The sequence below is a fragment of the Mycoplasma buteonis genome (assembly GCF_000733865.1).
GTDB classification, from domain to species: Bacteria; Bacillota_I; Bacilli_A; order Mycoplasmatales; family Metamycoplasmataceae; genus Mycoplasmopsis; species Mycoplasmopsis buteonis.
Genome location: NZ_JPOK01000008.1, coordinates 1 through 22,306 on the forward strand (window position 1 = coordinate 1; position 22,306 = coordinate 22,306).

Here is a 22,306-nt window from a genome sequence, read left to right on the forward strand (position 1 = left end):
ACAACAAGATAGCAGTCAACCAGCACAACAAGATAGCAGTCAACCAGCACAACAAGATAGCAGTCAACCAGCACAACAAGATAGCAGTCAACCAGGAAGTGCAAAAGACAATATAACGACTCCTAAAGAATCAAAAGTTGTTGCAAACGAAGAAAAAAAATTACCTTTTGAAACAGATTGAAAAATAGGTGATAAATTTATTTATGATTCATCAAATAACTATTATGAATCACTTGAAGGATTAAGCGGGAATGCTTTATTAACTGCTTTAGTAAAATTACAGTCTTCAAAAACAGAAACTGGAAATTATGACAAATTAAAAGATTTTTACAAAACAACAAAAGCTTTTAAAGATAATTTTTATGAAAAAGATGGTACTTTATTAGATATTTATTCAGAAAATCCTAACGGAGAAGATCCATATACTTATCCAAATTATATTGGTGAAACTCGTAAGAAATCAGAGTATTTAAATAATAATGTCGAAAATAAAGGTACAAACCGAGAACATGTTATTCCTCAATCATGATTTAATAAAGTTGACAAAATGAGAAATGATCCATTCCATGTTTGACCTACTGATATAGGAGTTAATGGAAAAAGATCGAATTATCCACATGATAATGTTACTTCAGAAGTAACATTTACAGCTTTAAATGGTGGTAAGCTTGGAAAAAACAGTATTTCACAACAAGTTTTTGAACCGATTGATGCCTTTAAAGGTGACATAGCAAGAGCTTATTTATATTTTGCATTAACTTATGGAAAAGATGATATTAGAAAAACCGCAGAAGCAAAAGAAGTATTTCAAAAAGAATCTCCATATTTAGTAAAACATTTCTTAGATACATATTTATCTTGAAATAAATCTGATTTAGTTGATGAATTTGACGTAGTACGTAATAACGTAACTTCTAATTGAACTAAAAATAAAAGAAGAAATCCATTTATTGATTATCCTAATTTAGTTAATTCGCTTTTTGGTAATGTTCCATTCCATAATTTAGGTGTTTTAGTTTTAAAAGAAGCAAAATAAAAAACAATATATTAGCAATAATATATTGTTTTTTAATTGATTGTATTTAGTATTTGATCTATATCTTCTTGTGTTAAATCTTTACCTTGCTCAACTTCATTAAGTAATTCTTGATTGCGAGAAATATTTTCTTTTAATGTATTTTTTCGATCTTGAATATTTAAAAAAGATTGAATAGAAACTGTAAAAGTTACAAAAGCAGTTAAGCAAGCTATTGCAACAAAGTAATCCATAGTTTCTTCAGGAACTTTGTTAAAACGAATTGATCATAGATTTCAAATCAATGTGGTAGCTGAGATAACAATAGCAAGAAGAGATAAAAAAATAAAAAAACTTTTATCTAAAATATACTTACGTTTAATAATTTTTTTAGCAACTGACATTTTAGTTAAACAAGGTATATTTTCTTTTTTATTACCTTTTTTCTTATTTAGAATCATAAAAACTATCTCCTTTGATAATTTCTGTGTGGTATCTTTCAAATTGGATATGAACAAGAGTTCTTTTATATAAGTAGTACTCTTTTTCTTTTTGTGAATGAAAGTTAGAATAATTTCCGAGATTTGAACGAAAAGCTATTTCTTCAAATTCCAGTTTTTTTAGTTGAACTTTTTTACTTTGAAATTTATTATTAATTAGAAAAAAAGATAAAATTCCTGAAATTAAACCTACTATTGAATTAATAATTGTGGTGAAAATTACATAAACTCCAGAGCTGTGTAAAAATTGAGCATCCTTGTATGGATTTTCTTCAATGTAGTTAGTATTAGCACCAGCTAAAAATAAAACAGCTAATAAAGCTATGTAAAAAGCAGCAAAAATAGTAGTGAAATTCAATAAGTAGTATAAAAAACCATATGTTCAAACTTGTGCTTTTAAACGTTTTTTAACTTTGAGATATTCTGAATATGCTTTTGACATTACTTAGGTCCTTTCGTAATTTGCTCTGTAATTGCTTTGCTGATTAATAATTTTGTTTTATTATTAGCTTTTTGAATAATTTTTTCAGCTAATTCATCAAGCTCTTCATCTTTTATATGACCTGTTAAATACTTTGTTTCAAGGTATTTAATAGTATTTAGCAACTTAAAATATTCATTTTGCCGAGAGTTATATTTATAAATTGCTAGTGCAATTGTTATGATGAAAGTTGTTAAGATTAATACTACTAAGATAATTAATATTACATAAGTAAAAATATCAACATTGTTACCTTTTTCATTTGATAATTTAATTAAAGTTACTAAAGCATCAATTGCTAAAACTATAATTGCTATATTAAAAATAGCGATAAAAACAGAAGTAAAGGTATCTAAAAATTTGTATCTTTTAAAATTTTTTTTATCTTTTTCCAATTTCTTTTCTAATGCTTTTATTAATTTATTCATGGTTTAATTATAAAATAAAGATTAGTACATAGTATAATTAATTTAATATTTTATATATTAAAAAGAGGAGTATGAATGCAAAAATGAGCGATTTTTAGTGATGTAGATGGTACAATTTATCCTTTTCCACATAAAACATTAGCACCTGAAACAATTAACAAAGCAGCAGAAATTAGTAAAAAAGGAATCGAATTTGTTATTAATACAGGTAATGGTCCTTACCAAAAAATTCAACGTTTAGCTGATGAACTTAGTTCTAGATATATCGTTTGTTCAAATGGTGCTTTAATTTGAGATAACTTAGAAAAAAAGATTTTACATTTAGAAAAAATAGATTTAAAAGAAGCTAAAAGAGTTTTTGATTTAGCTAAGGAAGTTGGTGTAGGTCTTTACTATTTTGGAACACATCAATATTATTTACATTTATATACTGATGAATTTAAAGATTTTATTACAAAATTCTGCGAGTATGATGAATGAATTTTAGATGGTCGTCTAAATGAAGATATGCATAAGATTGAAATTTATGGAGATTCTGAGAAAATCCAAGAGTTTTATAAAAAATCACAAGAATTAAAAATCAATTTAAATATTTGTAATCTTAATTCACATATTGAAATTACTAAACCGGGAGTTTCAAAAGGTAGTGGATTAAAATGACTTTGTGATAATGTTTTTGAAACCAGTGTTGACAACGTTATGGCTATTGGTGATAGTCAAAATGACATTTCAATGTTTCAAGTTGCCGGTTATTCATATGTAATGGAAAATGCTGATGATTACACTAAAACATTTGCTAAATATTATACTTCTTGTGTTGATCAACTAGGTTTAGTTGAGGCTATTGATGACTATTTATATCGTAGTGATTTTGAACTCAAAAGAATGGTTTCACAACAGTCAAAAGTTAAAAAATAAATATTTTTATTCTAAAATAGTTAATTTATAGAGCTAAAAAACTAGCTCTATTTTTATTTTCAAAAATAAAATTTGTTAAAATATATAAAGAGTTTTAAAACTCCATTATTGCATTATAAAATAATGAACTATAAGCGCGAATTCACTTGGGTGTGCTCATTTTGAGTGCTAGGTGTCAGAAACGCTTATATTGACTAACAAACTAAAGGAAAAATTATGACAGAAAACAAAAAAACAGAAACAAGACAACCAATTGTTTCAAAAAACAAATTATTAGAAGCTGGAGCATACTTCGGACACAAAACACATGCTTGAAATCCAAAAATGAAAGATTTTATTGTTCCTAACAAAAGAAACAAAGGATCTCACATTATTGATATTTCAAAAACACAAAAATATCTTGAATATGCTTACACACTTGTTAACCAATTAGCATCAAAACATGCGCAATTTATTTTTGTTGGTACAAAAAAACAAGCAAGAGAAGCAGTTAAAGCTGCTGCTGAAAGAACAAAATCACTTTATGTAACAGAAAGATGATTAGGTGGAACATTAACAAACAACGAAACAATTATGTCACGTGTTAAGAAAATGGAAGAATTAGAAGCTAAAGCTGCTAAAAATTTCCAAGGTTACACTAAAAAAGAAGCTTTAAACTTCCAAAAAGAATTAGATAAACTTCACAAAAACCTTGATGGTATTAAAGATATGAAACGTTTACCACAAGTAATGATTGTTGCAGATCCAAACGAAGATGAAATTGCTGTTAAAGAAGCAAAAAGAAAGAAAATTAAAGTTATTGGTATTTTAGATACAAACTCAGATCCTGATTTCTTAGACTTTGGAATTCCTGCTAACGACGATTCAGCAAAATCAATTACATTAATTATGACAGTTTTAGCTGATGCTATTGCTAAAGCTCAAGGTGGACAACAATTATACGCATACCAAGAAGATGATAAAGTTGTTTTACCTGAATTCCAAGCTAAAAAAGCTTAATAAAAAAATTAAAATACTATAAGGAGGCATTATGGCCGACAACAAAATCGAATTAATTAAAGAATTACGTGCAAGAACAAATTCTGCACTTGTTGATTGTAAAAAAGCTTTAGAAGCAACAAACTTTGACATTGAAGAAGCTATTCAATGACTTAAAGAAAATGGAATTGTTAAAGCTGCTAAAAAAGCAGGTAGAATTTCAGCTGAAGGTATGGTTTCTGCATACGGAAATGAAAAAGAAGCAGTTCTTATTGAGATTAACTCAGAAACTGACTTCGTTGCTAAAAACGAAAAATTCGTTGCACTTGTAAACGAAGTTGCTAAAGCAGTGTTTGAATCAAAAGCTAATACATTAGAAGAAGCTTTAGAAGTTAAATTATCAGATGGTGAAAATGTTGCTAACTCACTTTTAAACGCTACAGCAGTTATTGGTGAAAATATTTCATTACGTCGTGTTTCTAGAGTTTCAGCGTCAGCAGAAGAAGTTTTAGGTGTTTATGTACACGCAAACAATCGTGTTGCTGCAGTTGTTAAAGTAAAAGGTTCAAATTCAGAAGCTGCAAAAAATGTTGCAATGCACGTTTCAGCAATGAACCCTGAATATGTTTTAGTTTCAGACATTCCTGCTGATAAATTAGAAGCTGTTAAAGCTGGATTTGAAGAACCAAATGGTTTTGCAAATAAACCAGAAAAAATTCAACATGCAATCGTTGAAGGATGATTAAACAAACAACTTTCAGAATTTGTTTTAGAAAAACAGGCTTTTGTTATGGAAGATAGTTTAACAGTTGCTAAATATTTAGCAAATCACGGCGATGAACTTGTGTCTACAACAAGATACGAAGTTGGAGAAGGAATTGAAAAAGTTCAATCTGATTTCGCAGCTGAAGTTGCAAGCATGGTAAAATAATTATCCAATCAAATAAATTTATTAAAAAAGAAAGAAATTTATTTCTTTCTTTTTTAAAATGTTATAAAATATATAACGGAAGGTGATAAAATCATCTTCCCAGTAAAAATAACATCAACTTTAATCCTATATAAGGCCACGTATGTGGCTTTTTTTATTTACTTGTTTCTATTAATTTTTCAATGTCATTTTTTAATGTATCACTTAAACTTCATTCATTTAAAACTTTTAAAACATTTTCAACAACTTCTTTTCCATTATTTCTAATGCCATGTTCAACAATATGTGCTGTTTTATTGTATTCTTCCAGTTCCTTACTATATGTAGCATAGTCAGGTTCTTCGTGCCTTGTGTATCCGTTAGGATCATGAACAACAACATATTTTAATTTTGGTGGATTTGAATAATCATGATGTATTACATAATCATTTTCTTTAAATGTTTTTAAAATAGCAATAGCTCTAAGTATGATATCGTTAGCTTTTATAATTAGCTTAACATATGCTAATTCTTTGATTTTTAATGCCTCAATATCTGCTAATAATTTATTTTTTTCTAACGTCATTTCTGATAGAATTTTTTGTTTTTCATTATAAGCTTGTAAAAAGCTGCTGTTTAATTCGGAGACTTTATTTCTTAGCTTTTCATTTTCGGCTGATAAAGAGGTTATTTGAGTATTATAGTTATTTTGCAATTTGTTAAATTTTAATTTTAATTCATCATATTTTGCATTTGTTAAAGCTAGCTTATCGTTTTGTGTATTTTTATTCTCTTTTTCTTTAGTTAGTTCATTATTTAATTTGTTTATTTCTGTATTTAAATTCTCTTTATCATTTTTTAAATTTAAAATTGTTTCATTTAACTTATTTTTGTCTTCTTTTAGTTTTTCTATAACAATACTTAGTTTGTTTTCAGTAGAAGCATTATTTGCAAGTGCTATTTTATATTTTCTTTCAATATCTTCTTTTTCCTTTAGAACTGTGTTGTGATTAGTTTGAAGTAAAATTAACTCATTATTAGCCTTAGTTAACTTTTCAATTAATTCATCTTTTTCTTTTGAAATTAAAGTAAATTGTTTTTGAATTTTAATTTTATCTTCTTTTTCAGAATTTAAAATATTAGTTATTTTTTCTTTTTCTAGTTTTAAATTTTGGATATTAGAATTTAAGCTATTTATTTTTTCTTCTTTACTTTTGAGCTCTTTAATATTTTCTTGAATGTTTGATTTTCATTTTTCTATTTCGTCAGCTTTTAATTCATTATTTAACTCACTTTTTTCTAATTCTTTTTTCTTTTGTTCAATTTTAGATTTTAAAGTAGAAATTTCGTTTTTTAGTAACTTAATATTTTCTGTTTTATCATTTAAGTTTTTATTTATTGAATTTATTTGAGTTTCTAAAATTTCTTTATTTGCTTTTAAGTTACGATTTGCTAAATTAATGTTAGCGATTTTTTTATTTAAATCATTAATTTTATTTTGATACAAATCAATTTTTTCATTTAATGCTTTATTTTCAATATTATTTTTTTCTAATAATCCTTGAATTTTTTGAATTTTTACTATGTTTTCATCTATTTCTTTTCTTTTTGTATTAATTGAAAGATTTTTGTCATTAACTAAATCACTAATTTTATTTTTTAAATCTTTAATTAATAAATTTTGGTTAAAAGATTCATTTAATATTACTTTCATTGAATAGTTCATATGTTTAATTAAAAGTAATTTTTTAAGTAATTCAGAATTAGTTTCTGCTAATTTTTTAGCTATATCATTATATTTATTAATCAAAATATTATTTTGTGTTTTTTCATCTTTTAATTGTCTTTTAATTTTTGTTAGTTCATCATTTAAATAAACTTTTTTGTTTAATAAATTGTTTTTGTTTTCATTTGAAATAACAGTATTATTTTTAAGTATGTCATTAATAAAAGTTAATTGATTATCTATGTTTTCAGCTTTTATTTCTATATTATTTATTGTAATGTTTTTTTCTAAAATAAAATTTTCAGTTTTTTGCAATTCATCAAATTGCTTTTCAAAACTCTTTTGGTCAGTTTGATAAGCACTAATACTTTGATCCGCAATATTAATTATTTCTCCTATTTTAATAAAACTAATTGTATATATACTATCAAAAACTTTGCTAATGTCTAACTCATTGATTTGTTTGTTAGTTTCTCAATTTTTTTGGTTTTCTTTTTGTATATTTAGAATATCATTTTGAATTTTTGATATTTCAGACAGCTGCTTATCGTTAAATAAATCTGTTTCACTTAGATGTGTTAAATACTGCAATAAGTTTTTTGCTAGTAATTCCAACTTATTTGCATATGCATACATATAAGTTTTATAAATCATTTGTTTTATTTGCAGGTTTATGTTACCATCATTAATAATGCTATTTAAGTAGATAGAATCATTTTTAATTAGCTCATATAAATTTTTATTTTGGTTTTGATAGCTAGAAAGCAACTGTAATGAATTTATGAGCATTTCTTTTGCATACTTATAAAAATCAATTTTAGTGTTAATTAAATTAGCTTTTGTTTTAACTGATTCTAAATATAAATCCAATGAACTATTTAACTTTTTAGAACCAATAGTATTTTTATTAAAAAAATCATTAGCTAAATTTATTAAAGAACTTATATCTTGCATGTGCTCAATATTAAGTTTGTCTAAATTGGAATTGAATTCTACATTATAATTTTTAAAATTACTTAATTCATTAATTAGGTTCTCAGCAACAGTAGAATTCGAACTTTGATTAATGAAATCGCTGTTTAGGTTTATTTCAATGTTTTCAATACTTTTATTTATTGTATTTGAAAAAGTTATTAACTGAGTTTTATAATCTTGAAATTTGTTTAAAAAATCACTTATATCATTTGAATTTAAAGAAACATTGTTTTCTTTATATTGATTAAATAATTTAAGCGAATTTTTATATTGATCATTTAATGAACTGTATAAATTACTAAAATTAAGTTTTAAAGGAGTGAATAAATTAATAATTTTTTCTAGCTCAATCCTATTATTTCCTAAATTATCAATTTCTGTGTTAATTTTTATCAAAAGTTCATTTTGGTTTTTATTAGATTCTTTTCATTCCTTCAGTTTTTCTTCCATCTTAGTATTTTCATTTTTAAAATTAGTATCAAATTTTTTAAGATTGTTTACTATTTTCTCTTTATTTTTTAGTAAAGGTTCATAAATATAAACTGTATTAGTTGATACTTTTGTTAATTGAGTAACTAAAATAGGTGTTGAAATTAATGCTAATGCTCCTAATCCTATACCTAAGTATAAAGCTTTATGATTTTTGTGTATTTGCATTTTTTCTCCTTTCAATTAGTATTTAAATTTTTCTTGATTGAAAACCAAAAATGAACAATAAAAAAAGCAAAGTATAATACTTTGCTTGTGTATAAGAATTAGATAAGACCAATAGCAAGAACAATAACTAATGTTGCAAGTACTGCGTAAGCAAATGCAAGCAAGAAGACGAATAATGCTTTAATTCAGAAGTCAACTTCTTCTTTTTCTTCAACTACAACAGTTTCGTTTTGTACTGATTCGTTTTCAACTGGTCAGTCAAATACTAATAATTTTGTTGTGTTATTTGCTTTTTCAAAAATTGCATAATGGTAATCTTTTTCAGGAACAAATCCAACATGTTTGTTTTCTAATAAAACATATGAAGAAACTTGAGCTAATTTTAAGTTATCTCCACTTTCTGTTTTAACATACACAGCTGTTGATGGATTGTCTTTAATATCTTTTGAACCAACCAATTTTTTATTAAATGCTTCAAGTGTTCTGTTGTATGAAAATGTTGTTAATTTTAATAATTTTTGTGCATCTTCATCTAAAACACCTTTACTTTCAAGGTTTTTAATTTTAGTTGAAACTAAGTTTAAATTATTATTAATTTCTTTGTAGTCTTCTTGAGATGTAACTGTTTGTTCTGTAAGTTGTTGAACAACTTTTTCCATTTTTTTAGCATATAAAGCTAAACTTTTTGCTTTATTAATATCTGTTAATTCATCAAATGAAGTATATTTAACAACATCTGATTTTGCAGGAACTTCAACTTCACGAATTACTTCTTTAACGATTTCTTTTACAACTTCTTTTTCAACTGGTTTTTCAACTTCTTTAACTTCTTTTTTAGCTTCTGCTTCTTGACGAGCTTTTAAAATTTCGATTTGTCTTTTTAAAAGTTCTTTATCTGAACTTGAATCTTGAAGTTGTTCCATTAATTTAGCTACTTCATCTTTAAAATCTGAATTTGCTGATGTAAGTAATGCAGATAATTCTAAAATTTTTGCTCTTAATTCTTCAATTTCTAAGTCTTTTTTAGATTTTTTTCTTTCAATAACAATATCGTCATCTACTGGGAAGTATGTGTGGTGGTCGCTTAAAACCTTGTAATCTAAAACAGCTTCTAATGCTTTTTTAGCACCTTTTTCATTTCTGTAACCATCTTCTTTAATGTTAAGTTCTTCTAATGTTTCTTCATAATTTAAATTTCCATCAAATTTTTCAACATTAAGTTCATATTCCATTTTGTTTGATGTTGCATCTTTTTCAGCAATTAAAAGACCACCTCAAACTTTTTTATCATTTTGGAATCAAGTAGCACAATCGTATTCTAATGATAAGAATCAAGTCATAGCATCTTTTCTTGTTTTGAAAACTGCTAAAGCTGAGTCTACTTTTGGGTGTTTTAAAGCTCAAGGATAATTTTTATCTTTATTAGGCTTGTACAAACATTGTAAACGTTTCATATTTTCTCCTTGTGTTTATTATTTAAATTTTATATATTGCAATATTTAAAATTTTGATTAAAAACTCACTATATTTTAACCATTAAAATTATAAATTAATTTACGTTATTTTAGTGATTTTACTAAATTATCTTGTTTTTTTACTTTTAACCCTTGCACCTAGACTTAAAAAAATATTTTTTTCATAAAAAATATGTTTTTTTAGAAAAAATATCATTTTTTTATACCTAAAAAATAGATATAAAAGTTTTTTACAGTTATTTTTTATTGATTATCTTAATTTTTAGCAAAAAAATACCGTTTTTGCCTGTAAAATAGTGCTAAAAGTTTTAAAATTAGCAAAAATTCATTTTTTTATTTTTTCAAAATGCAATATAATTAAAACATGAATTATCAACCAAAAGATGTAGTTACTGCAAAAGTTATTAGAACCGGAAGTAAATTTGTTGTTTTAGAAACAAAAGAAGGAATTAAATTTATTATTTATAAAAACGAAATTACAGACTATGTTAAAACCAAAATTCAAGATATTTTAAAAGTGAAAGATATTATTAACTTTGTTGTCTTAAAATATGACACTACTCGCAAAACAGGAGTTGGTAGCTTTAAACGTAATCATCCTACTTTTATGGATACGCCTTTTATTTATCGTTTAAAAGAAACACCTAGTGGTTTTGAAAACTTAATTAAAAATACTCTTGAATCACTTTAGAAGGATATTAAAAAATCTTAAAGCCTATAATTTTAGGTTTTAGTAAATTAAAAATACGCTAACAATTAGCGTATTTTTAATTATTATTTTTCTAATTTAATTTTAACACTTGGTCCCATTGAAGCTGAAACTGTTAAGTTAAGAATGTATGTTCCTTTAACAGCGGCAGGTTTTAATTTTTTAATTAATGAAATAAGTGTTTTAGCATTTTCAACTAAAGCTTCAGTTGACATGCTTGATTTTCCGATAAGAGAGTGAACGATTCCGGCTTTATCTGTACGATAGTTTGCTTTTCCTTTTTTAAGTTCTTCAACAGCTTTTTCAGGTGTAGGAGTAACTGTACCTGTTTTAGGGTTTGGCATTAAACCTTTAGGTCCAAGTTTTTTACCATATTTTCCAAGTAAAGGCATCATTGTTGGATCTGCAACCATAACGTCAAAATCAAAGTCATCTTCTTTAATTTTTTGTTCAACTGCTTGACCATCTAAAACGATATCTGCTCCCATTTCTTTAGCTAATTTAGCTTTTTCTGGGTTGTTTGTAGCAACTAAAACTCTAACTGATTTTCCTGTTCCGTTTGGTAATAAAACAGCTCCACGTAATTGTTGATCTGCTTTACGAACGTCAAGGTTAAGGTTGAATGCTAAATCGATTGAAGCGTCAAATTTTGCATAAGAAGTTTTCTTAGCTAATTCAATAGCTTCTGTTAATTCATAAGCAACTGATCTATCGAATGCTTCTCTAGCAGCTTTTAAATTTTTTGATAATTTTCTAGCCATTATTCTTCTCCTTCGTTAGCTTTTTCTTCATCAGAAATTGTTGTTACTTCAATTGCTTGTCCTTTTGTTTCAGCTAAGTTTTCTAATGCAGCATCAAGAGCAGCTTCTTTAGCAGCAGCAAGTTTAGCAGCTTTAGCAGCAGCTTTAGCTTGAGCTTTAGCTTTGAAAATGTCGTCGTATCCTTCGATAACAACTCCCATTTGTTTTGCTGTACCAGCGATTGTTGCCATAGCAGCATCAACGTCATCTGTATTAAGATCTGGTAATTTGTATTCAGCGATTTCTCTTAATTGTTCTTTAGAAATTGTTGCAACGATTGTTGTTTTAGCGTTTGCAGCACCTGATTGAATTTTAGCAGCTTGTTTAATTTTAAATGAAGCTGGAGCTGTGAATAATTTAAATTCAAATGTTTTGTCTTTGTAAACTGTAATTTGAACTGGAACTGGTTCGTTTCCTCTATCTCTTGTTGCGTCGTTAAATGCTCTTGTAAATTCAGGCATGTTAACACCAACACCAGCAAGTGCTGGACCTGGTTTAGCTTGTCCTGCGATGAACTCTAACTTAGCAACTTTTTGAATTTCTTTTTTTGCCATTGTTATGTATCCTTTCGATATTGTGGTCCAACGATAATTTCGATGAATTATCTCCCACGGCGACAATATTTTATATTGCTTTTAAATTATATTAAATTTTAAATTTTTACAATTTTTAATTAGATATTTTTTTTAAACCTATTTATTAGTGGTTTTCTACTAAAAACAAAATAAAAAGCATTTTTTAAATTAGTTAGAAAAAATATTTTAAATATATTGCTATTTAGTAATATTTAGGTTATAATATTACAGCATAGTAATGTTTAGAAAGGAAAAATATGCAACAAATAAAAAATTATTGATTATTTTTAACAAAGATTTTATTTAGCAAAAAACTCTTTGTAGTTATACCTGTAATTTTAATGACTATTATTATTACAGCTAGCATAGTTTTTGGTATTGTTGGTTTACAATCACAAGCAGGTTTAGCTATTTTAATTACTGCTTTTGTAGAAATTTTAATTACCATTTTTTATGCTTCTCTTTTATATTTAAATATTTTTGTCGACTTAGAAAAAGAAGGGATAGAGCTTATTGCTTCAAGTAAGTCAATTAGTAGAAAAACAACATTTACAGCTAAAACAAGTTATGCACTTATTTTTAGTGTTGCTTATGGTGTTTTAATGGTGCTTGGAAACTTATTTATTTCTCTTAGTTTACAAGCTTATAGCTTAATGGGATTATATTTATTAATTACTTTTATTACCTTTATTTTAATTTTTAACTTTTTTGGTTCAATTACAAGTTTAATTGCTTACTATTCAAATAGTAAAATTGCTTTAACAGCTCCTATTATAGTTTCAACTCCTTTAATGGTTTCAGGTGTTGTTTTAAGTAGTTATTCAACTAGTGTAAGTAACAATTTTGCTTATTACTTAAATTTTAAATACGAAAACAATCTTTCAGGTAACTGATCAAACACTGAAAAATTTTATTTAAATGACAAAAAAGATAATTTATATATCATGCCAAATGGAATTGATAATAAAGCTTTCAGTCAAACTCAAATTGAATTTTTAAATAGAGCATATAGTGAAGCAAAAATAGCTTCTAACGGTATGGTGGCATATTCATGATCTATTTTACCTTACCAATTTTTAGATTTATTTAATTTAAACGAACAAAATGTATTTGAAAATGTTAGTGATGATAAAGAATACACAAAGGATTATGTATATCATCCAGCAAATCAATCATATTTATACAAATATAATTTAGAAAAATTAAATGCTAATGATTTAGACGTAAATTCTAAATTTTTAAAATTATATTTAGTCGGTAATCCAAATGATAAAAATGAAGAAAATCAACAAAAATTTATCATTCCAGGTGCCTTAAAAAATTACTCACAAAAAAATAATGTAGTTAACACTAATCTAATTTATGCACGTGAAAATGCTTCAAATTTTGGAGTTTCATTCCCAGAAGATAAATATGTGTTTGGTGCTAGTGATAACTTAGTGGGTGAGCTAAAATGAGAATACTTACAACAAGTGCTTCAAGATAGCGAATTTTACAAATATGCACGTGAATTATTCGATAATCTTTTAGATAACCTTAAACAAGATACAGAAATTACAGCTGATGGTGGATTAAATTCTGAAGATGTTGATTTACTAAAAGTTAAAGCCAAACTTATTCAAGCAATTGAAAATGAATTAGCTAAAGATAGCGGTTTCTTAGTGCAATACCAAAATCCAAGCGTTAAAGTATTTAATGAAAATGCACTCCAAGATCGTGAAATTAAAACTAATACAGAGAAAAAAGTTTATTTAGCAACAGCTTTACTTTACTTTGTTTACTTCAACTACAATGATAATGTTTTAACAAACGCAATGTTAAGTAATGATTCTCGTTACAATTTCTACACTCCAGGTCAATTTAAATTAAATATTAATGGTTCAGCTTACAACATTGGTGGATATAGACAATTTACACCAGTACAACAAGTTTCTGATGTTGATGGACAAAAGAAAGTTGTAGTTCGTTATAATTTAGAAGCTAGCGAAAACTTTGTTTTCCAAACCATGGATCAAATGTATGTACTTGAAAAAGGTGCAAAACAAGTATCAAAAATCGGATACATCGCAATTTTAACAATCATCGTTTCACTTTTAATTTTCTTCAACAATTATAAATACAGTAAAAAGGACTATAAATAATGGAAACAAAAAATATTTTAGAAATCAAAAACTTAAATAAAGTTTATGAACTTAAAAATGAAGCAAAAACAGGTGTTTTTGAACTAAATTTTGTTGTTGAAAAAGGTAGTTTCCATGCTTTTATTGGAGAAAACGGAGCTGGAAAAACAACTACTATTAAAAGTATTGTGGGAGCTTACCACAATTATGATGGTGAAATTTTGATTAATGGAATTAATAACCGTAAGGCTGAAAGTAAACAATTTTTAGGTTATGTTCCTGAAAACGCTATTTTCCCTAAGGATATTACTACTTATAACTATCTATTTGCTCTTGGTTTACTTAATAAGTTATCAAAAAACGAAATTAAAGCAAAAATTGAAAATTTAATGCAAATTTTTGGAATTGAAGATTTAAGAAATAAAAAACCATATAACTTTTCATCAGGACAAAAGAAAAAAGTTTTATTAATTCAATCATTAATGTTAAATCCAGAAATTTTAATTTTAGATGAACCAGCAGCTAACTTAGATCCTACTGCTAGATTTAATCTTTTTAAATACTTAAAAGAACTTAACTCAAATGGAACAACTATTTTTATTTCTTCACACGTGCTTAGTGAAATTGATAAATATGTTGATTCTCTTACATTAATACATCAAGGTCAAATTTTATATAATGGAAAGAAAACAGAAAGTTTAGAAAAAATTTATTATGAAAAAATTCTGAATGATAGCGCCAGCTCTAATTAGTTTAGCAGTGCCAGTGCTATCTATTTCTTGTAATCATTATTCTAATGCAAAATACAGTAAACTCTTTATTGATAAAATTGACCCAAAATTAAAATCTTTTACTGATCAATATTTAAATGTAAATAGCCAAGAGTTAAAAGATTTTTATAATACACAAAGTCAAATTGATAAATCAGTTATTACTGATTATCGTACCGCTTTAATTTTTGCTCCATTATGGGATGTTAATATTTTAGATAATTCAGGAAGCAAGAAAAAACAAACGATTTTAGGGATTGACATTTTAAGTAGAGTAGTTACTAAGGATTGATTCTGAATTTTAAATAATTTAGATATGCTTCAATTTATCTTTAATCCATATGGAAGTGATTATTCAGAAAATGCTGATCCTCAAAATGAGATTTTCTATAGTTTCTCTAAATCAGAAAATGCTTTAACTTACACTAACACAAGCAAAAAAATTACAAATATTTTTAGCTATGATTTTAATTTTTCAAAGTTTGATGCTTATTTAAACAAAAAAATTCATTTTTTCGAACTTTCAGATCACAAATTTTTAATTTTATTTACTTACCAAGAAGAAGAGGGTGGTGAAACTAAATTCTTTATGTTACCTGAGCTATTTACTTATAATAGCAATTTAAGTTTTAAAGATTTTAGCTCTAGTCTATTAGAAAAAATTATCCAAACAAATCAAAAAATAGTTGATGATAAGGTAGCGTACGAGAAAAAATATGAAGACGATGTAAATGTTGATGAAATTGCTGCAAAGTTTAATGACGTAAACTTTTTAAAAGTTTTTAACAGAAATAATTACGCTGAGATTTTTTCAAGAATTATTGCTGATTTTTACAAAGCAAACTTACCGGAAAAACCAGCTGAAACACCGGATAATATTGTTGAAGAAACTGCAGAAGAATTATCAAGTGAAAGTAACTCAGAAACCCAAAACAGTTCTACTGAGACACCTGCAGAAGAATTAGCAACGACAAACTCTGTTTCTAGTGCAGAAGAAAATACAACAAGTGAAGAAACACAAAAAACAAATCAAACACTTTATAAATACACATGAGGTTTTGCAAATGAAAAATAAACTTTTACAAATGTTACTTTTTTCTTCACCAGTGCTTTTAACAGCTTCATGTGCTAACTATCAAAGTCAAGAAAAATTTAAAGATTTAATTGATCCTAATTTTGATTACCATGAAGTTGGTACTAAAAATCAAGAAAAACATAATAAATCAATTATGGATACACTTTTAAATTTAGTTTTTAAAAGTGATACCGTGGCTAGAACAGAATTTTTAACTGAGCAAAATTCAGATGTTCCTCTAGAAAACTTTAAAAAAATTATTAAAAAATACAGTTCAATTTTTGAAAAACAAAAACAAATGAATTTAGAACTAGCAAAGTTAAACGAAGATTTAAAACGTTATAGCTTCCTAGCTGGTCAATTTTGAAAAGAATTACAAGAAACTAGAGCAAAAATTGCACAAAAAAATCAAGAAATTCAAAGCTTAAACGCTGAATTTGAAAATTACAACTCAGAAACAACCGCATGAGCAAGTACAAATTGATATTATTTCTTATTGCATTTAGATGAATTCAAATTCAATTTCTTAAAATTTATTGGAAGCACATTTGAAAATATACCTGTAGTTAAAGACAACTTCCCAAGCTATTTAGATAAATTTAAATCAGAATTTCCACCTAGCAGTTATCAATTAACAGATAATTTTTTAGGAAATATGATTATTGGTTCTGAAAGTCAAGAACTAGGAGATACTAATGTTTATTATCTAAATAAAGATAAGTTAGTTTTTAGAATTCGTGTGGTAGGAATTAGTCGAGATCGTGCTACTGTTAAAATTGATCCGCTAATTTGATACTTCCCTAATTTAAAGGCACCAAAAATTTCTTTAAACTTAATTTCTAGTATTTATCACTATGGTTTTATTCATGGTAGCAAAGAACATTACAAACAATTTATTGAAGATATGGTTAAAAAACAACGTTATGGTGAACCCGTTTATATTTATTTAACTTTAAAAAAGGAGCAAGCAAATGAAGAAAATTAAATTCTTTTTATCATTAGCAACCGCTAGTGTTGCAGCTCCTGTTACCTTACTTTCTAGCTGCAATACTGTTGTTGATTCAACCAAAACTGATAAAAAAGCAGATCTTTTAAACAATTTCGATACTTTTGTACAACAAAAATTAATTCAAGATATTCTTACCTTCATTTATCAAGACAATTCTCAAGCCAAAAATGAATATATTCAAAGCCAAAAAGAACTTTTAAATACTGATTACAATCAAAAAATCGCTATTTCTCTCCGTTATGCAAACAATATTACTGGTTCAATGCTTTCTTATAGTTCATATTATAGTTTTGCTAAAGCTGCTCCAATTGAATTTGGTAATGATATAACAAGTGAATTATCAGGAAAAAACTGATTATATTACTTGTTTAACATTAACAAAATGACTTTTATGCAAGATGCAGAATTTGCCCGTGACAAATCTTCTGACGAATTTAATAATGAAAGTGCAGAAAATAGACTCCTTTATAACAATTTCTACAAACCAAGTTCAAATGAAGTTTTAGACTATGTTGTGCAAGATTATGCAGATAATAATTACGAAACAGAAAAAAGATTTTATGCTTTAAATAAAGATGGTTTTATTTATGACATTAGAGTTTCAGCTGAAAAAGAAGAAGAATCACTCCCAAGAGTTAATATTTTACGTTACCTATATACATATCCAAAATTAGTCACATCAAAAAATAAATTAAATGAATTTAGCTTACTAAAATTTGTACAAGACACAAAAAGTTTTGAAGACTTTAACCCTTATGATAATAACACTCATCAAATTCTTTTTACCGATAAATATGGAGGAAGTCAAATACGTTATACAGTAGTTGACATTAATAATGACTAAGAAACTTTTTCTCTCTTTAGGTGGTGTAATAAGCTTTGCGACTGCAGCTTTTTCAGCTGCTTGTGGTGTGCAAAGTAAAGATTTAGCAAGTCAAATTGAGTCAGAAATTAGTCATCAAACTCACAGTGATTTTAAAATGCAATTTGATAATTCTAAAAGTATTAGTCTTGAAGAATTAAAACGCAAACTTTCAGATTTAAATCTTTCTGAAAACGAATACCGTGATTTAGTATGAAATAATTCAGAATTAATTTTGAAAAATTTACATGACTTTTCATTAAAAGTAGAGCATTTTTTCCTATATAAAAATGCTAATGATGAAATTTTAAACTCAAAATTATATAAACATCAATTAGGTTTAATTCAAGCTTCTGAACTTGATGACCCTTCACAAACTTATAAACACAAGCATTATCAATTTGTTAAAAAATCAATAAAAATTAATTTTAAAAAAATAAACCAAATTAAAATGTTTGATTCGCAAGAAAATCAGTACCAAAAAGTTATTTTCTTGTATTCACGTTCAATTGCCTTTAAAATGGTAATGCAAAATAATTTCTGATATTTATTACCTGAAGTTTATATTTTTCTAGATAATACTGTGTCAGAAATGAATTTAGAAGATTTAAATAAATATTTTAACTATAACCAAATAAATGAACAATTAATTAATGAATATGAAACTAGCTACGTTAACGAATATGGTCCTGCTAGCGTTGCTAGGTTAGTTAACTCAAATTAAATCATAAGAATATAACTTTAGTTATATTTTTATTTTGCCGTTAGTTTGGTTTTTATCGTTATTTTATTAAAATTAATATAAGGTAATTATGCTTTTTAAAAAATACAAACTTTTATTTTTATTTTTAATTTTATCCGCTATTTTAGCTGGTGTTCTTTATTTTGTTACAGCTTATTTATTCCAAGGATTAATTACACAGTTATCATCTTTGAAAACTACTGATACACATAATTTAACAATTGGAAAGCAGTACCAAAACTTAATTATTTATTTAGTGGTCTTTCTAGGATCTGTACTGTTAAATTTTCTAATCAGTTTAGTTATAAATTTTGCTTATTACAAATTAGAAATGAATTTATCTTTTAATTTATTTAAAGAGCAAATTTTAGAGCAAAATATTTCTAAATCTATGTCAGTTAGCAAAGACAAAAAACTTTTTATGCTCACAGGAGCTATTGCTAACATTGTTTTTGCTAACGGAATTGCATTTATTCACTTTTTTAGTACTTTAATTTTTTTAGTAGCTATTATTACTACTTTAGGTTATTTTGCTCCTTATTCTTTAGCATACATTGTGCCTCTTGCTCTTATTGCAATTGTTGTACCAATGCTATTTAAAAAACAAAGTAATAAATATGCTCATCATCTGCAAAAAGCTAAGGCACAGCCATACGAGACAGATTTAACAGCTTTAAAAGCTATTAAAACATATAAGTTAAATAATTCCCAAAACCTTTTAGAGTGATATAAAAAGCAAGAAAAAAAATATAAAAAAACAACAGTAAACAAACTCGCTAAAAGTCGTTTACCACTTAGTTTTTCACATTTATTTGCTTATTACACTATTTTCTTACTGATGATTTTATGTACTATGTTTTTAACTATTTATCGTCAATTAGAAATTGGTGTTTTATCACTTATTTTACTTTCAGCGAAGAATTTAGCTGATAAAGGTGTAGTTATTATCACTAATTACTATGATTTAAATAACTCTAAAAAAATCGCTCAAGAGAGCATTCATAATTCTTCAGTTAGCGATAAAGATTTTGCAGTTGATAATTTTCAAGAAATAAATTATCCTGATGAATTAAAAACACTTGAATTACACATTGATAATTTTACTTTCCCAAATAGCAAACCTTTATTTAAAGAAATTGATCTAAAAATAAAAATTAATAACCAGATTTTAATTACTGGTTCTTCAGGTAGTGGTAAAAGCACACTTTTAAAAATTCTTTTAGGTGCTTATCCTTTTTTAGACAGCTATCAAATTAAGCGTAATGATTACTTAATTACTGATTTGCAAAACAGTCAATTAAATTTACATAAAGATATTTATTTTGTTAAAAACAATAACAATTTATTTGTTGGATCTGTTTTAGAAAATATTACTCTTGGTGATTCTTCTCTTAATGAATTAGCAATTCAGTTAGCTTTAGAGTTTAATTTAAGTTATGAATTATTACAAAGTCAAGTTACATTAGAAAATACACCTTTATCCGTTGGTCAATCACAAAGAGTAGCTATTATTCAAGCATTAGTTTCTGGTAAAAAATTCTTTGTTTTCGATGATAGTTTTAGCAATATTGACGTGCAAAATACAGGTATTATTTTAAATTATTTAAAAGTTAATCAAATTAGTTATGTTTTAGTTTCAAATACAATTGGACAAAGTAATTTACATTACTTTAGTAATATTTACAATCTTACAGAAGGGCAATTATATGAAAAAGTCTAATTTTTTCTTTTTAACTCATAGTTTGTTATGAAAAAATCATTTATGACTTTTTCTTTTTAATCTATTTCTTTGAATTTTAAACGCTTTAATCCAATCTTTAAGTATTTGAATTACTGTTAACTTTTTTAACGAAATCATTCAACATAGCGGAAAAGAAGAAGTCTTTCGTGCTTTAAAATGAGTTTATATTTATTTAGGTGTAAATTTAATTAATTTTATTATTGTTCCTTTAATGGAAAGGTACATAATTAAATTAGAATATGCAGTTTTTACGGATATGCGATACCAAATTATGAAAAAAACCTTAAAATTGCATCCCAAATACTTAGTTGATCAAAATAAAGATGAATTTATTAATAAACTAGAAAATGACGCTAAAAAGCTTACTGAAGGGATTATGTCTTGGCAAAATGCTGTTAATGGAATTGTCAATATTTTAGGTGTTATCATAATCTTTTGATCTTTTGGAAGCCCTATTGTTATTGCTATTCTTGCAGCTGTAGTTTTTCTAAAAATTTTCTTTAATATTTTTGTAGCTCAGTATAACACAAAAATTCAACTTAAAAAACTAGACTTAGAGGATACTCGAATTCAAAAAGTATCAAGATGAATTGATAGTGTACATAATTTTATTTTTGCTAATAAAATTATGATGTTGTTTAATTATTTCAAAAAAGATACAAGCAAATTATATTTAAATCATTTTAAAATTCATTCTTCAGAAAGTTTGGGTGAATTGTTTAGTAAACTTATTGATTTTGCATTATTAGCTTCATTTTTTATCGCTGGTTTTGCTCTTTATAAAAGTAATTTAATTGAATTTGCAGTTTTACTAACCATTATTTTATATTTCAGTGAAATTTTAAATCAATTTACTTTCATTATTTCGCTAATAAAAAAATTCAAAGAATTATCCAGATTGAAAAACAAGCTTACAATTTACTTTTCAAGTAAATTACAAAGCAAATTACTGGCTAAAGAAACTTTTAGCAAATTATATACAAACAATTTAACTATTAGTTATTTAGATAATAAACCAATTTTTAAGAACTTTAGTTTTGAAATATTAGCTAAAGAAAAAGTGCTAATGGTAGGTGAATCAGGAAGTGGAAAGAGCACTTTAACTAAAGCATTACTTAATTTAATTAATTATCAAGGTGAAATTTATTTTAACAGTACAAAAATAGAAACTGATACTGATTTAAGCCTAAATATAGGTTATTGTGAAGTTAATTCAGAGTTACTTCCTTTTGAGAAAATAGAGCAAGTTATAGCTGGTAATGAAGCTTTTGATTTAGATAGAATTTCTGACTTATGCAAGCTTTTAAGCATAGATTTAGCTTTATATCAAAATAAAAGCTTTGATATCAATTCTCTTTCTGTTGGAGAGCAACAAAAACTGAAATTAGCTAATAGTTTCTATCAGGATAAAGATATTTATATTTTAGATGAAGTTATTTCAAATCTTGATGAATCTAGCCGTGAAACAATAGCAAATAATATTTTAAATTACGATAAAACAATTATAGTTATTTCCCATCATATTTCTGATTCTGAAATTAAAGATCGCTTTACAAAAATTATTGATTTAAATCAATTAAAATTAAAAGATAGCAACTAGTATTGCTATCTTTTTTATTCATATTATTATTTAATTTTTAAATCAAGCGTTGTTAAATAAACAATTTAAAAACTTTACGGTAAATTTAACCTAACACCATGATAAAGCTAGTAAATAACGATAAAACTTAATAAACTTTAATTAAATAAATTTGAATAATATAGTAATCAACTAAATAGACAGTAAGACTGTCCAGAGCGTCAGCGTCTTCTGTTGTCGATAGCACAGAGACGCAGACGC

Annotated in this window: 20 protein-coding genes; 13 read left to right on the plus strand and 7 right to left on the minus strand. The window is 25.9% G+C overall.

The features are described from left to right. The coding region (locus EI91_RS02460) for an endonuclease (protein WP_051789174.1) at positions 1-1,036 on the plus strand (1,036 nt) is incomplete at its 5' end. Positions 1,037-1,068: 32 nt separating this feature from the next. On the opposite strand, the gene EI91_RS02465 is transcribed toward EI91_RS02460, so the two are convergent. Genes EI91_RS02465 through EI91_RS02475 form a run of 3 tightly spaced genes read right to left on the minus strand, consistent with a single transcriptional unit; the run spans position 1,069 to position 2,424 of the window. After that, positions 1,069-1,476: a hypothetical protein gene (locus EI91_RS02465; RefSeq protein WP_051789175.1), complete on the minus strand. Its 408-nt coding sequence runs from the start codon at positions 1,474-1,476 to the stop codon at positions 1,069-1,071. Then, complete coding sequence (locus EI91_RS02470) at positions 1,463-1,957, minus strand: DUF4231 domain-containing protein (RefSeq protein ID WP_036452754.1); 495 nt, start codon at positions 1,955-1,957, stop codon at positions 1,463-1,465. Before EI91_RS02470 ends, EI91_RS02465 begins: the two co-directional genes overlap by 14 nt. After that, positions 1,957-2,424, minus strand: coding sequence for a hypothetical protein (locus EI91_RS02475; protein ID WP_036452756.1), 468 nt, complete (start codon positions 2,422-2,424; stop codon positions 1,957-1,959). The genes EI91_RS02470 and EI91_RS02475 overlap by 1 nt, the downstream gene beginning before the upstream one ends. A 75-nt stretch (positions 2,425-2,499) precedes the next feature. Between EI91_RS02475 and EI91_RS02480 the strand changes: the two genes are divergently transcribed. The 3 genes from EI91_RS02480 to tsf all read left to right on the plus strand — a co-directional run bounded on the left by EI91_RS02480 (position 2,500) and on the right by tsf (position 5,251). Then, positions 2,500-3,342 (plus strand): Cof-type HAD-IIB family hydrolase, encoded by an 843-nt coding sequence (locus EI91_RS02480; RefSeq protein WP_036452758.1) that lies wholly within the window; start codon positions 2,500-2,502, stop codon positions 3,340-3,342. Between the two features lie 216 nt (positions 3,343-3,558). Further along, the gene (gene rpsB / locus EI91_RS02485; protein ID WP_051789176.1) at positions 3,559-4,341 is read left to right on the plus strand and encodes a 30S ribosomal protein S2; all 783 of its coding nucleotides are present in this window, start codon (positions 3,559-3,561) and stop codon (positions 4,339-4,341) included. A gap of 31 nt (positions 4,342-4,372) precedes the next feature. Continuing rightward, a complete protein-coding gene (gene tsf, locus EI91_RS02490; protein WP_036452760.1) occupies positions 4,373-5,251 on the plus strand; it encodes a translation elongation factor Ts in 879 nt (292 codons plus the stop codon). 154 nt (positions 5,252-5,405) lie between these two features. Here the strand turns inward: tsf and EI91_RS02495 are convergent, their stop codons facing one another. Beyond that, positions 5,406-8,588 carry a CCDC158 family protein gene (locus EI91_RS02495; RefSeq protein ID WP_036452765.1) on the minus strand — a complete coding sequence of 1,061 codons (3,183 nt, stop codon included), beginning with the start codon at positions 8,586-8,588 and terminating at the stop codon, positions 5,406-5,408. 98 nt (positions 8,589-8,686) lie between these two features. After that, on the minus strand, positions 8,687-10,042 hold the full coding sequence (locus tag EI91_RS02500; protein WP_036452767.1) for an MAG3090 family protein: 1,356 nt from the start codon (positions 10,040-10,042) through the stop codon (positions 8,687-8,689). A 385-nt stretch (positions 10,043-10,427) separates the two neighbouring features. On the opposite strand from EI91_RS02500, the gene EI91_RS02505 reads away from it, so the two are divergent. Next, positions 10,428-10,754 (plus strand): S1 domain-containing protein, encoded by a 327-nt coding sequence (locus EI91_RS02505; RefSeq protein WP_036452768.1) that lies wholly within the window; start codon positions 10,428-10,430, stop codon positions 10,752-10,754. 83 nt (positions 10,755-10,837) lie between these two features. On the opposite strand, the gene rplA is transcribed toward EI91_RS02505, so the two are convergent. Beyond that, complete coding sequence (rplA, locus tag EI91_RS02510; RefSeq protein WP_036452769.1) at positions 10,838-11,533, minus strand: 50S ribosomal protein L1; 696 nt, start codon at positions 11,531-11,533, stop codon at positions 10,838-10,840. Continuing rightward, positions 11,533-12,126 (minus strand): 50S ribosomal protein L11, encoded by a 594-nt coding sequence (rplK, locus tag EI91_RS02515; RefSeq protein WP_036452771.1) that lies wholly within the window; start codon positions 12,124-12,126, stop codon positions 11,533-11,535. The genes rplA and rplK overlap by 1 nt, the downstream gene beginning before the upstream one ends. A 278-nt stretch (positions 12,127-12,404) precedes the next feature. On the opposite strand from rplK, the gene EI91_RS02520 reads away from it, so the two are divergent. From EI91_RS02520 to EI91_RS02555, 8 genes are all read left to right on the plus strand, one after another. Beyond that, positions 12,405-14,288: an ABC transporter permease gene (locus EI91_RS02520; protein ID WP_036452772.1), complete on the plus strand. Its 1,884-nt coding sequence runs from the start codon at positions 12,405-12,407 to the stop codon at positions 14,286-14,288. Then, the gene (locus EI91_RS02525) at positions 14,288-15,019 is read left to right on the plus strand and encodes an ABC transporter ATP-binding protein (protein ID WP_036452773.1); all 732 of its coding nucleotides are present in this window, start codon (positions 14,288-14,290) and stop codon (positions 15,017-15,019) included. Before EI91_RS02520 ends, EI91_RS02525 begins: the two co-directional genes overlap by 1 nt. Continuing rightward, positions 14,997-16,112, plus strand: a complete 1,116-nt coding sequence (locus EI91_RS02530; protein WP_156954235.1) for a hypothetical protein — start codon at positions 14,997-14,999, stop codon at positions 16,110-16,112. Before EI91_RS02525 ends, EI91_RS02530 begins: the two co-directional genes overlap by 23 nt. Next, positions 16,102-17,097 (plus strand): aromatic motif membrane protein, encoded by a 996-nt coding sequence (locus tag EI91_RS02535; protein WP_036452777.1) that lies wholly within the window; start codon positions 16,102-16,104, stop codon positions 17,095-17,097. Before EI91_RS02530 ends, EI91_RS02535 begins: the two co-directional genes overlap by 11 nt. Continuing rightward, a complete protein-coding gene (locus EI91_RS02540; RefSeq protein WP_036452779.1) occupies positions 17,084-17,965 on the plus strand; it encodes an aromatic motif membrane protein in 882 nt (293 codons plus the stop codon). The genes EI91_RS02535 and EI91_RS02540 overlap by 14 nt, the downstream gene beginning before the upstream one ends. Beyond that, positions 17,958-18,707: a hypothetical protein gene (locus tag EI91_RS02545; protein WP_036452781.1), complete on the plus strand. Its 750-nt coding sequence runs from the start codon at positions 17,958-17,960 to the stop codon at positions 18,705-18,707. Before EI91_RS02540 ends, EI91_RS02545 begins: the two co-directional genes overlap by 8 nt. A gap of 88 nt (positions 18,708-18,795) precedes the next feature. Beyond that, complete coding sequence (locus EI91_RS02550; RefSeq protein WP_036452782.1) at positions 18,796-20,445, plus strand: ATP-binding cassette domain-containing protein; 1,650 nt, start codon at positions 18,796-18,798, stop codon at positions 20,443-20,445. Next, positions 20,432-22,066 carry an ABC transporter ATP-binding protein gene (locus EI91_RS02555; protein ID WP_036452783.1) on the plus strand — a complete coding sequence of 545 codons (1,635 nt, stop codon included), beginning with the start codon at positions 20,432-20,434 and terminating at the stop codon, positions 22,064-22,066. The genes EI91_RS02550 and EI91_RS02555 overlap by 14 nt, the downstream gene beginning before the upstream one ends. Positions 22,067-22,306 lie beyond the last annotated feature (240 nt).